Annotated in this window: 11 protein-coding genes and 6 pseudogenes; 7 read left to right on the top strand and 10 right to left on the bottom strand. The window is 66.2% G+C overall.

Annotated features, from left to right (window positions below; all coding sequences use genetic code 11):
- The first annotated feature begins 18 nt into the window (after positions 1 to 18).
- Positions 19 to 1299 (top strand): MFS transporter, encoded by a 1281-nt coding sequence (locus LWP59_RS37940; RefSeq protein ID WP_144646083.1) that lies wholly within the window; start codon positions 19 to 21, stop codon positions 1297 to 1299.
- Positions 1300 to 1339: 40 nt separating this feature from the next.
- Positions 1340 to 2143, top strand: coding sequence for a class II aldolase/adducin family protein (locus tag LWP59_RS37935; protein ID WP_229858633.1), 804 nt, complete (start codon positions 1340 to 1342; stop codon positions 2141 to 2143).
- A 48-nt stretch (positions 2144 to 2191) separates the two neighbouring features.
- Here LWP59_RS37935 and LWP59_RS37930 read toward each other — a convergent pair.
- Positions 2192 to 2398, bottom strand: a pseudogene (locus tag LWP59_RS37930) (transposase); the annotation flags it as partial.
- A 151-nt stretch (positions 2399 to 2549) separates the two neighbouring features.
- Between LWP59_RS37930 and LWP59_RS37925 the strand changes: the two are divergent.
- From LWP59_RS37925 to LWP59_RS37915, 3 genes and pseudogenes are all read left to right on the top strand, one after another.
- Positions 2550 to 2918, top strand: a pseudogene (locus LWP59_RS37925) (helix-turn-helix domain-containing protein); the annotation flags it as partial.
- A gap of 232 nt (positions 2919 to 3150) precedes the next feature.
- Positions 3151 to 4251 carry an IS110 family RNA-guided transposase gene (locus LWP59_RS37920; protein ID WP_233921962.1) on the top strand — a complete coding sequence of 367 codons (1101 nt, stop codon included), beginning with the start codon at positions 3151 to 3153 and terminating at the stop codon, positions 4249 to 4251.
- A 17-nt stretch (positions 4252 to 4268) separates the two neighbouring features.
- Positions 4269 to 4679: pseudogene (locus LWP59_RS37915) on the top strand (transposase family protein); the annotation flags it as partial.
- Positions 4680 to 4684: 5 nt separating this feature from the next.
- Here the strand turns inward: LWP59_RS37915 and LWP59_RS37910 are convergent.
- From LWP59_RS37910 to LWP59_RS37885, 6 genes and pseudogenes are all read right to left on the bottom strand, one after another.
- Positions 4685 to 4828 (bottom strand): annotated as a pseudogene (locus tag LWP59_RS37910) (transposase); the annotation flags it as partial.
- Between the two features lie 26 nt (positions 4829 to 4854).
- Complete coding sequence (locus tag LWP59_RS37905; RefSeq protein ID WP_144646382.1) at positions 4855 to 5685, bottom strand: transposase family protein; 831 nt, start codon at positions 5683 to 5685, stop codon at positions 4855 to 4857.
- Positions 5686 to 5843: 158 nt separating this feature from the next.
- Positions 5844 to 6572 (bottom strand): annotated as a pseudogene (locus LWP59_RS37900) (IS256 family transposase); the annotation flags it as partial.
- The gene (gene ltrA / locus LWP59_RS37895) at positions 6481 to 7944 is read right to left on the bottom strand and encodes a group II intron reverse transcriptase/maturase (RefSeq protein ID WP_101436346.1); all 1464 of its coding nucleotides are present in this window, start codon (positions 7942 to 7944) and stop codon (positions 6481 to 6483) included. The gene ltrA and the pseudogene LWP59_RS37900, both read right to left, overlap by 92 nt.
- Positions 7945 to 8533: 589 nt before the next feature.
- Positions 8534 to 8962, bottom strand: a pseudogene (locus LWP59_RS37890) (transposase); the annotation flags it as partial.
- A gap of 150 nt (positions 8963 to 9112) precedes the next feature.
- Positions 9113 to 10162 carry a BtrH N-terminal domain-containing protein gene (locus tag LWP59_RS37885; RefSeq protein WP_101436344.1) on the bottom strand — a complete coding sequence of 350 codons (1050 nt, stop codon included), beginning with the start codon at positions 10160 to 10162 and terminating at the stop codon, positions 9113 to 9115.
- A gap of 13 nt (positions 10163 to 10175) precedes the next feature.
- Here LWP59_RS37885 and LWP59_RS37880 point away from each other — a divergent pair, with 13 nt between their 5' ends.
- The gene (locus tag LWP59_RS37880; RefSeq protein WP_208637356.1) at positions 10176 to 11111 is read left to right on the top strand and encodes an IS5 family transposase; all 936 of its coding nucleotides are present in this window, start codon (positions 10176 to 10178) and stop codon (positions 11109 to 11111) included.
- A gap of 4 nt (positions 11112 to 11115) precedes the next feature.
- On the opposite strand, the gene LWP59_RS37875 is transcribed toward LWP59_RS37880, so the two are convergent.
- Both LWP59_RS37875 and LWP59_RS37870 read right to left on the bottom strand, forming a co-directional pair.
- A complete protein-coding gene (locus tag LWP59_RS37875; RefSeq protein ID WP_222425608.1) occupies positions 11116 to 11247 on the bottom strand; it encodes a BtrH N-terminal domain-containing protein in 132 nt (43 codons plus the stop codon).
- Positions 11244 to 12830: an MFS transporter gene (locus LWP59_RS37870; protein ID WP_101436343.1), complete on the bottom strand. Its 1587-nt coding sequence runs from the start codon at positions 12828 to 12830 to the stop codon at positions 11244 to 11246. Before LWP59_RS37870 ends, LWP59_RS37875 begins: the two co-directional genes overlap by 4 nt.
- Before the next feature lie 133 nt (positions 12831 to 12963).
- Between LWP59_RS37870 and LWP59_RS37865 the strand changes: the two genes are divergently transcribed.
- Complete coding sequence (locus LWP59_RS37865) at positions 12964 to 13617, top strand: TetR/AcrR family transcriptional regulator (protein WP_101436342.1); 654 nt, start codon at positions 12964 to 12966, stop codon at positions 13615 to 13617.
- Between the two features lie 66 nt (positions 13618 to 13683).
- On the opposite strand, the gene LWP59_RS37860 is transcribed toward LWP59_RS37865, so the two are convergent.
- Positions 13684 to 14805 (bottom strand): acyl-CoA dehydrogenase family protein, encoded by a 1122-nt coding sequence (locus LWP59_RS37860; RefSeq protein ID WP_101436341.1) that lies wholly within the window; start codon positions 14803 to 14805, stop codon positions 13684 to 13686.
- Positions 14806 to 14853: the final 48 nt, after the last annotated feature.

The raw sequence follows: 14853 nt of genomic DNA, 5'->3' as shown, positions 1-14853 counted from the left end.
TCGAATGGAGACTCAGAGTTGAGTACCGAGCAATCGCCGGCGAGTGCGGCGTTGGACCCACTGCCCTCGACGCCGAGTATGCGCTGGCGAATCGCCCTGCCACCGCTGGCGATCATCTGGATTGTCGGCATGATCGACAAGACCGGCGTGGGTGTCATCGCCGCCGACGATGGCTTCCTGTCCGAGCTTCACCTCAAGGGCGAAGAGGGCCTGATCGGATTCCTCACCACCGCCACGCTCCTGTTTTACGGGGCGTCGATGCCGGTCTGGGGAATCCTGATCGACAAGTTCGGCCCCAAGCGTTGTGCGGTCACCGGGCTCGTGTTCTGGGCGATCAGTACGACGATCGCCGGCTTGGCACCCAGCTACGGCATCCTACTGGTGGGCCGAGCCCTGCTCGGCGTCTCCGAGGGCTTCCTCTGGCCACTGTCGAACGCCCTCACGGCGCGCTGGTTCCCACGCTCGGAGCGCTCTCGGGCCAAGTCCTTGTGGATCGGCGCGATCAACCTCGGATTCGCCGTGGCCGCCTATGTCGTCAACGGCGCCATCGCCGTGACGAACTGGCGAGGAGCCTTCTTCCTGCTGACCATTCTTGCCCTGGTGGTCTGCATCCCGGTCGCACTTGTGCTGCTCAAGGACGACCCGGCGAAGGCCAAGCGGGTGACGGACGCGGAGAGAGCATTCATCGCCGCCGACAGCACGAACGTCAAGCTCTCCCGCGACGAGAGGCGCAGTCAGCTCCTCAGTTGGCCCTTCTTCATCATGATCATCGGCTGGATCACCAACAACATCGGGGTGTACGGGCTCGCGAGTTGGTTCCCTTCCTACCTCAAGTCCGAACAGCACGTCAGCAAGAACACCGCGAGCGCGTTCGTCGCGCTCGCCTTCGTCCTCTGCATCGCGATCTCTCCGATCGTGGCGGTCTGGATGGACCGCATCGGGCGCAAGGCCATCTTCTCTGTCTGCGGTTTTTCCCTGGCTGCGCTCTTTCTCGTGCTCAGTCAGGTCATCCACTCGACGGACTTCGAACTCGCCGCGGTCATCATCGCGATCGTGGGCATCGAGGGCATGACCACGCTCGCCGGGCAGGGCGTGTTGCACTCGATGGCGCCCGAGCGGCGCATGGGCCGCGCCGCGGGCGTGATGATCGGCGTCGGGAACTTCGTCGGTGCCTTCGGAGCCACGGTCATGGGCCTGTTCATCGACGCGGGCGGCTACCCGGCGGCCTTCGGATTCTTGATCGGCACCTTCATCATCGGTGCCGCCTGCGCGTTCGCTCTCCACCGAATCCGGTACTGACCGAGATAGGGACTAACGGCCGTTGACCGAAAGGAGCCACATGGCCATCGAAATGTCTCGTTCCTCGCAGGACGCCTTGGCGCACTACCCGCTCGCCTCGGAGTCCGCGGAAGGTATTCCGCGGACTGCCGTCGAAGAAGCTGTCGCTCGCAGCATGGTTGCCACCGCGTGCCGGATCCTGGCCCATCAGGGGCTGGCGGCCGACATCCTGGGCCATGTCAGCACGCGCGCGGACAACGACAGTATCTGGGTGCGGTGTCGCGGCCCACAGGAGCGTGGGCTGCTCTTCACCCGCCCGGACGACATCCGACGCGTGCCACTTGTTGGCAGGACCGACCTGCCCGATGGATACGCCGTACCCAACGAACTGCCGATCCACAGCGAAATCATGCGGGCTCGGCCGGACGTGCAGGCCGTCGTGCACGTCCATCCGCCTGCCGTTGTGGCCGCGGACATCGCCGGTTTGACGCTGCGACCCATCGTCGGCGCGTTCAACATTCCCGCGATGCGCCTTGCCTCGGACGGAATTCCCGTCTACCCGCGCAGCGTGCTCATCCGCCGAACAGAACTGGGGCGCGCCGTGGCCGATGCTCTCGGTATGAAGCATGTTTGCGTGCTACGGGGCCATGGGATCGTCACCACCGGTGAGACAGTGCAGCAAGCTGTGGTCCGAGCGCTCAACCTCGAAGCACTTGCGCGCCTGACGCTCGATGCTAGCGCGCACGGCGACCCGGAAGTCCTGTCAGCGGAGGACGCCGCCGAACTTCCTGATCTCGGATCAACGTTCAACGATCAGTTCGTGTGGCACAGCTTGCTCGCAAAGCTCGATCACGACGGTCTCTGAGCTTTCCCCCTGGGTCTATCCCGCAATCGGTGTTTCCGGCGTTGTCGATCAGTAGGTTTCGGCGACCGGCCAGCGGTCACCGAACGTGATGGCGAATGCGTTGATCACGGGTTTCCAGCGCATCGTCCATCGGGCGCGGCCGGTCCCGGTCGGGTCCAGGCTGCGAGTCACAAGGTACAGGCATTTCATCGCGGCCTGCTCGGTCGGGAAGTGCCCGCGAGCGCGGACGGCCCGCCGGTAGCGGGCATTCAGTGAGCCTTTTTCATCCTGACCTGGATGTGTTGGCGGGCAAGGCTTGTCGCTGATCACAGGTAGACGATCATCGGCGTGTCGAGGTCCTGGCATGGCGAAGCCCCTGGTAGCAGGACTTTCGACCAAGATCGTTCCGCAGGACCAGGGGCTTCACATGCTGTTCTACCGTGCCGCGCTGCCGTTGTCACATCAGACCCTCACCTTCGTGTCCGGCCTCATCCGCACCCACCGCAAGCAGCTCGGTTCGGTGTGGCGCAAGCTCAACTCAGGCCAGCAGGCCCTGGCGGTACTGGTGTACCTGCGCAAAGGCGAACCGTTCGCCGAGGTCGGCGCCGGGTTCGACATCTCCACCACAACCTGCTGGCGCTACGTCAACGAGACCGTGGAACTACTGGCCGCGCGAGCCCCGAAACTACGCGCGGCGCTGCGCAAGGCGAAACGCGACGGCCTGGCCTACGTGGTCATCGACGGCACCCTGATCCCGATCGACCGGGTCTCCGCCGACCGCCCCTTCTACTCCGGCTGTGATGATCTTTGTGTGCTGCCTCGGGCCACGGCTTGACCCGTACTCTGGTTGGCCTTGCTGCCTTGTGTTTGATCTGTCGGCCGTGGTCGGGGGTGGTGCTTGCTGCCGCCGGTGCGGTGGGGCGTGTCCCGATAGGGGCCTTGCCGTCACGGCACCATCACAGTCCTGACCGCCCACACCGGCCCGGCGCTGGCCATCCATTCCCGAGCCGATCAGGAGTCAGCCAATCATGACCAGCACGCCGCAATCGGACACACAGGGAGGTGGTACCGCTGCCGATAACGTGGTGGTGCTGGGCGTCGACACGCACAAGGACGTGCATGTCGCAACGGTGATCACGATGCTGGGTGTGTTCTTGGCCAGCCAGGCATTCCCCACAACCGCTGCCGGATACGAGCAGATGCTCGCGTGGGCACGCACGTTCGGGACAGTCCAGCAAGCCGGGGTGGAGTGCACCGGCTCCTACGGCGTGGCGCTGACCCGATTTCTGCGGGCCCAACACGTTTCGGTCATCGAGGTCAACCAGCCAGACAAGGCCACTCGACGCAAACGCGGCAAGACCGACGCCGGTGACGCCGAGTCCGCTGCGCGAGCTGTGTTGTCCGGTCGGGCCACCGCTATCGCGAAGACCGGCGACGGGCCGGTGGAGATGATGCGGATGTTCAAGCTGGCCAAGACATCCGCGCTCAAGGCGCGCACTCAGGCGATCAACCAGCTCAAGGCCGTGCTGGTGACCACCGACCCGGCACTGCGCGAGTCGCTGGCCGGGCTGAGTCGCTGGATGCTCATCCGCCGATGCGCTGAGCTCGACACCACCGACCCGCAGGACGCCGTCGCCGCGGCGATCTACACACTGCGCCTGCTGGGCCGGCGCATCCTGCGCCTGGGCGAGGAGATCCGCGACCTCGAACAACAGATCACTACGGCGATCAACGCGTGCGCCCCCGCCCTGCTGCACCGCCGCGGCATCGGCCACGACAGCGCCGCAGCCCTCCTCCTCGCTGCGGGAGACAACCCCGACCGACTCGACACCGAAGCATCCTTTGCGGCCCTGTGCGGCACCAGCCCGATCGAGGCGTCATCCGGCAAGACCCAACGACGCCGACTCAACCGAGGCGGCGACAGGCAGGCCAACGCCGCGCTCTACCGCATCGTGCTCACCCGCCTGCGATGCGATCCATCCACCCAAGAATACCTGCAACGACGCCTGACTGAGGGCAAAACCCGCCGCGAGGTGATCCGCTGCCTCAAACGCTACGTCGCCCGCGAGGTCCACCCTCTCCTACGACAAGTCTGGACCCCTCCAGAACACCACGCCCACACCGCTTGACAAGACATAGGGGCATCAAGCACAAGAAGCACGGCATGAACCTGCAGGTCATCGCCTCGCCGGACGGCACCATCCTGTGGGTCTCGGGTGACCTGCCCGGCAGCACCCATGACACCGCCGCTGCCCGGATCTGGCAGATTCTCGCCGCCCTGCGCGACGCCGGGCTCATCGCGCTGGGCGACAAGGGCTACCACGGCTACGACGAGACCAGACAACACGTGATCACCCCGTACAAGGGCAAGAACAAGCCCGAGTCCCAAAAGGACGTCAACCGGGCTCACGCACGGCTGCGCGGCCCCGGCGAACGCGCCAACGCCCAACTCAAAACCTGGCACATCCTGCGCAAACTCCGCAGCTGCCCCCGACGCGCCGGCCAACTCGCCAAAGCCATCCACGTCCTACAGAACTACGAGACCACCGCAGGATGAAAAAGGCTCAGTGATTCGATCGCGTTCGTCGAGCAGATCATGCGCCGGATTTCGATGTCGTAGTCGAGAAAGGGCACGAACTCTTCCCATGCGTTGCGCCACAGTCGAATCACGGCACCATATTTGTTCCCCCATTTCTCTTCCAGGGCATTCAATGACGTGATCTCAACGAGTTTTAGGTGATCCGTCCGTGCTCGAAATGCGTGAGTACGAGCGCTGCTTTGACGATGTCGCCGATCTTGCGGGGACTGGCGGTGATGTGGCGTAGCGATCGCCAGCGGCCGGTCAGCAGGGCGAAGCCGCGTTCGCCGAGGCAGCGCAGGCCGCGCAGCAGGGCGTTGCGGGTTCGGGTGTCCACGTCGAGCGTCTGGCCGTCGGCGGGCTGTTTGACCGGGGTGAACACGCCGATGCCGGCCCCGTCGTAGCCGTTGTCGGCCAGCGTGGGCAGGTCGAGTCGGGAGGCGGCCCAGTACAGGGCGCCCAGCACATGCTCGCGGGCCGCAGTCAGGTCGTGTACCGAGCCGGGTTCGACGTCGCTGATCCACAACGGGAAACCGTCCGGTGCCAGCAGAGCTTGAATGTTGCCTCCGTGCTCGTGCGCTTTGCCGGAGTACCACAGGTCGATCTGCTTGCCTTTCACGCTGGTGGTCTTCTCCGCGAGGCGGTCGGCGGAGAAGATCTTTCCGTCGAGAATGACGTGGGCCAGTCCGTCGTTCTTGGCTCGTTCCAGCACTTCGTGCAGGTCCGGAGCGCGGTCGGCGAGCACGGCGACGACCTCGTCGAGATAGCGGTAGCCGGTGGCGCGGGAGATGCCGTGATCGCGGGCCAGCGCGGCGACGTCGCCGCGCTGGCGGAACCAGCGCAGGCCCAGCACCGCCTGTCCGTAGCAGGTCAGCGCCCTGGTCCCGGTGCGCGTGCCGCGGTCCCGACGTTCCGCACGGAGCAGGCGGCCCAGATACTGGGCCAGTTCGCGGGGCACGTCGAGTGTGGCACGATAGGTGATCACGGGGAGCTTTCTGGTCAGGATTTGATCTTCGCAAATCCAGTCCTATCAGGAGCTCCCCGTCCTTCGTCTCCGGCCCCGCAGCTCGTCGGGGTCCGTGCCAGAGCGTTCCCGCGAGCACCATCAGACCATCAGCACCAGAACCACCGTTGGTGAGATCACTTCAATGCGGCGAGTGCGGCGTCGGGATTGGGTGCCGTGTAGATGGGCTTGACATCCCGCTTGACTGCGTCCCAGTTCTGCCGCGCGACAAGGCGGAAGGTGTTGCGAATCAGATGGACGATGCATGTCTGGACGATGGTGTACGGCCACACGTTCACGACGGTCTCCGGGAGGCCTTTGAGGCCGTCGCAGACGAGGAAGAACACGTCGCGGACACCGCGGTTCTTCAGGTCGATCAGAACGCTCATCCAGAACTTCGCGCCTTCGCCGCCGACGCCCATCCAGAGGCCCAGGACGTCCTTGCGGCCGTCCACGGTCACGCCGATGGCCGCGTAGACCGGGCGGTTGGCGACTTGCCCGTCGCGGACCTTGACGTGGATCGCGTCGATGAACACCGCCGCGTAGGCCGCGTCGAGCGGCCGGTTGGCCCAGTCCTGCATTTCGGCGATCACTTTGTCGGTGATCCGCGATATCGTCTCCTTGCTCACCGAAGCACCGTAAATCTCATTGAAATGCGCCGAGAGTCGAGTCGGCCTGGGGCGCAGTTCCGGCGTTGCCGTCGGTCTGTTTCCCCAGGCCGCTCGCCGAACCCGCCGTGCGCCTTTCAACGCAACGGGCTCTCCACGGTTTCTGTCGTTAGGCGCGGTTCGCGCAGGGCCAAGGGCTGGGAATACTGCGCCGACGGTACCGGGTGACCGGTGTCGCCGCGATGTTGCGCAGTTCAATCCCGTCCACCGCGATCGGCCGCCACCCCGTCGGGGTTCGCAGCCAGCGGTGGACGTCCTTCCATCTCCAACGCCGTTTGGTCTTCACCCATCGGACGATTCGCCACCAGATAAAGTAAGCGATCCGGTCGAAGGTGTGCTTGGCCACGGCGTGCCGGAAATATTCAGCCCAGCCGCGTGTGATCCGATTGATCCGGATCAACACGGCCCGTAGGTCCTGCTGTGATGTCCTGCGCGTCAGGGCACGAATTCTCGCTTTCAACGACCGGAGTGGCCGATCGCCAATGAAAGTGTAGAGCCGCCACTGATCGCGGGTCCCTTTCTTGATTCTCCACCGGATGCGGAAACCCAGGAAATCGAACCCATCGGCGATGTGCACGATCCGAGTCTTGGCCGGCGATAAACGCAGACCCATCGGAGCGAGCACCTGCGCGACTTCCTCGCGCAACGTCACCACGTGGTCCCTGGTGCCGAACACCATGACGACGAAATCGTCCGCATACCGGACGAGTCGCCAGGTCGGCAGACCCAGGCGCCGATGGCGGTGACGCCGGTTTTCTGTCGACATCCAACCTCCTGGCCGCCAGTCGCGGTGCAGGTACTCATCCAGCACCGACAACGCGATATTGGCCAATAACGGCGAGAGGATGCCCCCTTGCGGCGTCCCGGTCGGTGTGTCCCGTTCCTCGCCGAGCTCGGTCAGGATCCCAGCCTTGAGGAACGATTTTACCAACGTGAGCACACGCTTGTCCGTCACCCGCGCCCGCACGCGGTCCATCAGGGCCGCATGGTCGATGGTGTCGAAACAAGCTTCGATGTCGGCGTCCAAAACCCATTCGTAGCCGCGGCTCCCGAATAGATGGATGTCGGCGATCGCGTCGTGTGCCCGCCGCTTGGGCCGGAACCCGAACGAGACCGGATGAAAATCAGCCTCGAATATAGGTTCCAGAACCAGCTTCAAGGCAGCCTGAACCACACGATCCGCGACAGTAGGAATGCCCAACCTGCGGACTTTCCCCGACCCACCAGGTTTGGGAATCAACCGTTCCCGAACCGGCTGCGGCCGAAACGAACCGTCTTTGACCGCTCTGCGAATGCCACCCAGAAACTCCAGGGCACCGATTTCCCGCTCAATCCGGGCGACGGTGACGCCGTCCGAACCAGCGGTTCGTGCCCCGGTATTCGTCGCGACCCGCTCCCACGCAACACGCAGGGTCGCCGGGTCGTGCACGAGGTTGAACAAGTCATCGAACCGTCGGCCAGGATCGGCCGACGCCCAACGATGAAGCTTGGCCTGCATTTCCGATACCCGACGGAACGACCCAGCTTCGGGTTGTTCCGGAGCGCCGCTATTCAGCGGCGCGTCTTTCGGCATTGCAGCATCCCTTCTTCTCGGAACCGCTGCCGTCCTTCCCCAATGTGACCGGCTTTCCCGGCCTCCGAGTACTACGACGGCTCCGCCCTGTCCGGTGTGTTCGGCAGACGGTGTGCCTATCCCGACGCGCAAACTGGATGCCCACGAGCCGGGAACCATCGCCAGACAGTTCCCGTGTTCACTGCTGATCGCTTGCCGAAGGAGGCATCTGACTTTGTTCCCGCGATATCGCCGTGACTACGCCGCAGACCTTCACCACGGCCTCCCTGCGAAGGTGAAAATCCCCGCTCAGGAGTTCCCCGCCTCACCAGAGAACGGGTGCGCATCGCAACCGGCCATCCGCCAGGTTTCAGCCGGTGACTACTTAGGAAACGTAACACGCCAGTTCCTCGCGTATACCTCTTCGGCTCGTTTGCCGGACCCGCACCATCTGGCAGTTCTGGCACGTCCCGGTTTTGTCAGGGCCGCTTGCCACCCTTACCGGCACCTCCCGGTTCAGGCTGCCCTCAACTTCAACAGTCCGCTGCGACGGCCTGCAGGAGAAGGTCTTCCACCTCCTCGCGATACAACAGCGCTTTCACGGCGCACTTTCCCCGGTTGTCATCCCTTTCGCGTACAGCGACAGCACGATCTCGTCCACGTCGGCGAGCCGGCGTTGCCGCTTCTTGACGATCTGAGGCTCGAAAGTGCTTTCCCGATCCCTCGGCACGTCGATCCGCACCTCGCCGGCGGCATCCGAGAGCACGGTCTTCGGCCGGCTTCCATTTCGCACATTGGTCGATTCCCGACTCGGATCGGCCTGGCGCTTCTCGTGACCGAGGTGCTCGGTCATTTCCTCGTTCAGCGCCGTTTCCAGCACGTTCTTGGTGAACAGCTTCAGCAGGCCGTCCGGCCCGGTCAACGCCAGCCCGCGAGCCCTCGCCTCGGCCACCATCGCCGCCGCGGCGGCCTGCTCCGGCGACAGCTCCCGCGCCGGCTTCTCGTCACGCTTACGTGGACTCACAAGCTCCGATGTCATCACTCACAGTGCCCATCCCGCCGGACCTCAGCCCGGCGTGTCGGGCCGGAAACACCGATCTTGGAACAGTCCCTGCGGCGCGGTCCCCCACCCTTGGCCCCCCCGACGGAGTGCCGGGGGCGGGATTGGCGTGCGCGACCGGAGCGAGTGTCAGGTCGTGAGGTCGCGGGCGAGGATATGGAGGTCGTCGGCGCCGCGTTGTTCGAGGGCGGGGAGCTGTTGGGCTGTGTCGGTGAGGGCAGCGATTCGGGTGGTGATGTCGATATCGGTGGTGGCGGTGGTGGCGAGGTCGCTCCAGACTTGTGCGAGTTGAGAGTAGGTGTCGGCTGCCTGTTGTGCGGTGGGCAGGTGGGTGTGGCGGGCGAGGTAGTGCAGGTAGTCGGCTTGCAGGCGACGGAAGAGGCCGCCGCCGGTGCCGGCTTTGTCGATGAAGGCGGCTAGGGCGCGCAGCACGGTGTCGAGCTGGTCGGGTGGGAAGAGGTCGGGCCACTGGTGGAGGTCGTCGACGAAGGTGGTGACGCCGTTGAGGCCGTAGCCGTGCACGAGTTCGGGTGTGGTGTCGAGATCGCCGGTCAGCATGGGTTCGGGGTGTCGCAGTGCGGAGGCGGCGGCGTCGCAGGCGTCGGCGGCGGTGGTGGACAGAGGCGGGAGTTGGGTGGGGTAGCGCAGCCGGTAGGTGGTGTGTCGGGTGGGTGCGGGGAATCCGGTAGAGCTGCGGGCGCGGGCGAGCGCGTCATAGGGGACGGGTTGCGGGTCGGCACGGTCGTTGTCGATGACGGTGGCGGTGCGGGTGTGGTCGTTGTAGCCGATGATGACGATGTCGTGGCGGCTCATGCTAAGACGGACGCGCAGGTAGGGGAGTTCGGCGATGTCGGCCCAGCAGAGGACGGGATGGCCCTGGTCGAGTTCGTCGCGGACCCAGGCCCAGCCCTCGTCGGGGTCGTCGGTGGCGTGCTGGGTGGCGGTGATCCCGAGTCGACGGGTGAAGTGGCCGGTGAGGTCGGGGCCGCGGCCGACGAGGTAGATCGGTGGGGACATGGCGGAGTGGCGCAGATAGCTGAATCCGAGCTCTCCGCCGAGGCCGAAGATCGTGCCTTCGCTGAGAGCCTGTTGGTGGATGGTGTGGCCGGGACCTGAGCGTGTCGTGAGGGTATGAGGCGGGGCTCCTGGTAGATCGAGAAGTACCACCAACTTGATCACCAGAAGCCCCAGGATGTCTGTCTACCGTGTCGAGGCCGCGAAGGCCAGTTGCGGCGTGTCCGGTTGCGCGTGTCGTGACCGGCTACGCCGGTATCCGTCCGATCTGACCGATGAGCAGTGGGAGGTGCTGGAACCGGAAGCACGGGCTGTCATGGCAGAGCTGCGCAAGAGCCCTGCGGGGGCGCCGATGCGCCATGACCTGCGGGCGGTGCTGGACGCGATCGGCTATCTGACCCGCTACGGCATCGAGTGGCGGGCGCTGCCGGCCGATTTTCCGCCCTGGTCGGCGGTGTACGCGTTCTTCCAACGCTGGAGTGAACGAGGACTGCCACACCGGCTGGCAGACCGGCTGCGGGGACGCATCCGGGTCGCGTGTGGCCGGGCCGAACTACCGACCGCGGCGGTCATCGACGCTCAGACCGTGCGTGGCGCCGACACCATGGCCGCCGAAAGTTGCGGGTACGACGCGGGGAAGAAGACCAAGGGCCGCAAGAGAAATATCGCCACCGATTGTCTCGGACTCGTGTTGATGGTCACCGTCACCTCCGCCGGTATGCAAGACCGCGACACCGCGTATCGCCTGCTGGCGTTGCTGCGTGAACACTTCTCCACCATCACTCTGGTCTGGGCCGACGGCGGCTACGCCGGACGCCTCGTCGTGTGGGCCAAAGCCGTGCTGCGCCTGACGATCACCATCGTGAAACGCAGCGACGACATCAGAGGCTTCGTGGTGCTGCCCCGCAGATGGGTGGTGGAGCGGACGTTCGGCTGGCTGATCCGCCATCGACGCCTGGTCCGAGACTACGAACGCCGACCAGAGCACCACGAAGCCATGGTGTGGTGGGCCACCGTCTCGATCATGACCCGCCGCCTGACCCGAGAACTGGCCGACACCCCTCCAGCACCACGCTGGGGCAAGCCCAGACCACCCGCCCTGACCCCAGCCTGACCATCTACCAACAGGCTCTGAGTGGCGTGGAGTCGTAGGACAGGCCGGCCCACTGCATCAGATCACGCAGCGCTCCGGAGCCGCAGTGTCCGGCCACTTGGTGCGGGTAGTTGCCGATGAGTTGCTGGTCGGTCACGACGTGCTCCTTGACTGATCGAGGGCGCTGGGTCCGGGGGTTTCGGCCGTTGGTGTCGAGGGAGCGTGCGCGGGTTTCGCGCGCGGGCGCCCGGGGGCTCGCAGGGCGAGCACGATCGTGGCCGTGGCGGTGACGGCGGCCAGGGTGAGCAGCGAGTCGTGCATGCCCTCGGTGAACGCCCGGCGGGCCGCGGCCGCCAGAGCGGGGTCTGCCTGGGTGGTGGCGACGTGCAGTGCCGCGGTCAAGGAGTCGGTGGCCAGGGTCCTGTCCGGCTCGGACAGGGTGGCCGCGTCGAGCATGATGCCGGTGCGGTAGCCGCTGGCGAGCAGGCTGCCGGCCAGCGCGATCCCGAGTGCCGCGCCGATTTCGCGGGTGGCGTCGTTGACCGCGGAGGCGACACCTTGTTTCGCGCGGGGGACCCCGTGCACGATGGCGGCGGTGGCCGGAGTGGCGCTGATTCCCAGGCCGAGCCCGAACATGATGATGAACACCGCCAGACGTGGGTAGTCCTCCTCGACTCCGAGGCCGGCCACGCCGACCAGGGCGACGGCGACCAGCCCCAACCCGGTACAGGTCATCAGCCTCAGCCCGAGCCGCTCGGTCAGCCACGGCGCGAGCACCGCCACCACGACCAGCGGGACGGCCAAGGGGGTCAGCGCCAGACCGGCGTCCAGCGGCGAGTAGTTCCAGACGAGTTGCAGGTGCTGCATCACTACGAAGAACAGCCCGAACGCGGCCAGGAACTGCACGACCAGCGACCCGGCGCCGGTGCCGAACGCGCGTTCGGTGAACAGTCGCACATCCAGCAGCGGCGCACGGTGGCGACGCTCGACGAGAATGAATCCGGCCGCGGCGAGGACGGCGCCGCTGAGCGCGCCGATGACCAGGACGCTGTCCCAGCCTCGGTCGGGTGCTTCGATCATGCCGAACACCACGAGGCCGATCGCCGTCGCGCTCAGCGCCGCGCCGGGGACGTCCAGCGGCTGGGTGTCCGGTTCCCGAGAGGGTGGCACGGCGAAGGCCCCTGCCAGCAACAGCAGGGCCAGGATCGCCGTGGCGGCGAACACCGCCCGCCATGACCAGGTCTGCAACAACACCCCGGCGCCGAGGATGCCCAGCACCGCGCCCGCACCGGCGAAGCCCGCCCACACTCCCACCGCGCGCGAGGCCTGTCGCGGCGGGAATTCCGCGGTCAGGATGGACAACGTCGCGGGCATCACCAGGGCCGCCCCCAGCCCGCTGACGGCGCGGCAGGCGATCACCCAGCCTGGCGAGGTGACGACCGTCGGCAGGGCCGATCCGGCCGCGAGCACCGCGAGCCCGATCACCAGCAGGTCCCGCCGGCCGTAGCGGTCGCCGACCGCGCCCGCCGGCAGCAGTGCGCAGGCCAGCACCAGGGTGTAGGCGTCCACGATCCACGTCAGCTGCGTCTGGCTGGCCCCGGTGTCCCCGGCGAGGCCGGGCAGGGCCGTGGTCAGCGACGCCACCGCCGCCATCACCAGCGCCACTGCCAGGCACGACACCGTCAGTGTCCACATCTGGCGCAACGGCCGCGACCTGACGGCTGTTTCCGGCACACGCATCACCCACGACTCCTACACGGTTATGAGACTCCCAGTATCGGACCTAGACTGGTAGTTCACAACACCTGCTCGATCACACTCGCCGTCCTGGTGAAACGCTGCGCTACTAGGATGTCGGCCAGTAGGGAGACCAATGCCCACACCCACCACCCGCTCACCACGCACGCCACGTGAGGACCCGCGACCGGCGCAGTCGCGGGCACTGCTGATCGACGCGGCCACCCGGCTGCTCGCCGAGGGCGGCATCGACGCGGTCACCATCGACGCGGTCACCCGCACCGCCGGTGTAGCCCGCGCCACGCTCTACCGCCATTTCGGCACTGGCACCGAGTTGGTGGCCGCGGCCTTCGAGAAACTGTTGCCGCCCGTGCCGCCGGCTCCCGCCCGGGGCCCGCTGCGGCGTCGGCTGCTCACCCTGCTCGTCAACCAAGCCCAGCTCATCGACCACGCCCCGCTGCAGCTCACTGTGCTGTCCTGGGTGGGGATGAGCACCTTGCCGGCACAACCGGACGACCTGCCCGGCATCGACCAGCCGGATACCGCCCGGCCGTGGATGCGCACGTTGCGGCGCCGCATCGTCGAGCTCTACCGGCGGCCCTTCGACACTATTCTCACCGGTGACGACGCCCGCAAGGTACTGGGCGCCGACATCGACACCACCGCGGCGCTGGCTCAGCTTGTCGGGCCGGTCGTGTTCAACCGCCTGGTCACCGGCCTTCCCAATGACGAGACTTTCTGCGCCCGCGTCGTCGACGACTTCCTGGCCGCCAACACCCCCCGGACGTGAGTTCCGCCGGCCCCTGCCGCGCGGCGATCGAGCCACGCCCGCCGTGGAGTCCCGCGCGAGCCGAGGTCATAGCGTACGGGCGATGATCTCTTTCATGATCTCGTTGGTGCCGCCGTAGATCTTCTGCACCCGCTGGTCGGTCCATGCACGGGCGATGCGGTACTCGCTCATGTAGCCGTAGCCGCCGTGGAGCTGGACGCAGTCGTCGATGACTCGCATGGCGCGGTCGCTGGACCACCATTTGAGCATGGCCGCGGTCGGGACGTCGAGCGTGCCGTCGAGGTGTTTGCTGATGCAGTCGTCAAGGAACACGCGGGCCACCCGCGTTTCGGTCGCCGCTTCGGCGAGGGTGAACTTGGTGTTCTGGAAGGAGAAGATGTCCCGGCCGAACGCCGTGCGGCTGCGGGTGTAGTCGAGTGTGTCGCGTAGGGCGAGTTCCATGGCCGCGACGGAGGCGATGCCGATAAGCAGCCGCTCCTGCGGGAGCTGCTGCATCAGCTGGAGGAAACCGTGGCCCTCGACCTCACCGAGGAGGTGACCAGTCGGGACGCGGACGTCGTCGAAGAACAGTTCGGCGGTGTCCTGTCCTTTCAGGCCGACCTTGTCCAGGACCCGAGCGCGCCGGAACCCGTCGCGCTCGGCTTCCACCACGATCAGCGAGATGCCCTCGGCACCCCGTGTCGGATCGGTCTTGGCCACGACGAGGATCAGGTCGGCCTGGCCGCCGTTGGTGATGAAGGTCTTGGCGCGGTTGACGATGTAGGAGTCGCCGTCGCGGATGGCTTTCGTGGTGACGGTTTGCAGGTCCGAGCCGGTGCCGGGTTCGGTCATGGCGATGGCGCCGACCCACTCGCCGCGGGCGAGTTTGGGCAGCCAGTCCCGTTTCTGGCCCTCGGTGCCGTAGGCGAGCAGGTAGTGCGCCACGATGGCGTTGTGCAGGCCCACGCCCCAGCAGCTGTCGCCGCTGGCGGCCTGTTCTTCGAGCAGGACGGCTTCATGGGCGAAGGTGCCACCGCCCCCACCGTATTCCTGCGGGATCGCCAGGCATAGCAGCCCCACCTCCCCGGCCTTGTTCCAGAGGTCGCGATCGACGCTTTTCTGCGCCGCCCACCGCTGCTGGTTCGGCGACAGTTCTTTCTCGCAGAATTGACGCGCGAGGTCGCGGAACGCGTCGAGGTCGGCGGTCATCCACGGGCGGCTGCGGTGTGCGGGCACGGAGCGTCTCCTTCATCGTGT

The organism is Amycolatopsis acidiphila (assembly GCF_021391495.1).
GTDB classification, from domain to species: Bacteria; Actinomycetota; Actinomycetes; order Mycobacteriales; family Pseudonocardiaceae; genus Amycolatopsis_E; species Amycolatopsis_E acidiphila.
This window is presented reverse-complemented; position numbering and strand designations above follow the sequence as displayed.

Coding starts and splice junctions, on each gene's coding strand:
- LWP59_RS37935 (WP_229858633.1), top strand. CDS start 1,340: ATGGCCATCGAAATGTCTCGTTCCTCGCAGGACGCCTTGGCGCACTAC.
- LWP59_RS37870 (WP_101436343.1), bottom strand. CDS start 12,830: ATGCGTGTGCCGGAAACAGCCGTCAGGTCGCGGCCGTTGCGCCAGATG.
- LWP59_RS37865 (WP_101436342.1), top strand. CDS start 12,964: ATGCCCACACCCACCACCCGCTCACCACGCACGCCACGTGAGGACCCG.
- ltrA (WP_101436346.1), bottom strand. CDS start 7,944: ATGCCGAAAGACGCGCCGCTGAATAGCGGCGCTCCGGAACAACCCGAA.
- LWP59_RS37920 (WP_233921962.1), top strand. CDS start 3,151: ATGACCAGCACGCCGCAATCGGACACACAGGGAGGTGGTACCGCTGCC.
- LWP59_RS37880 (WP_208637356.1), top strand. CDS start 10,176: ATGTCTGTCTACCGTGTCGAGGCCGCGAAGGCCAGTTGCGGCGTGTCC.
- LWP59_RS37860 (WP_101436341.1), bottom strand. CDS start 14,805: ATGACCGCCGACCTCGACGCGTTCCGCGACCTCGCGCGTCAATTCTGC.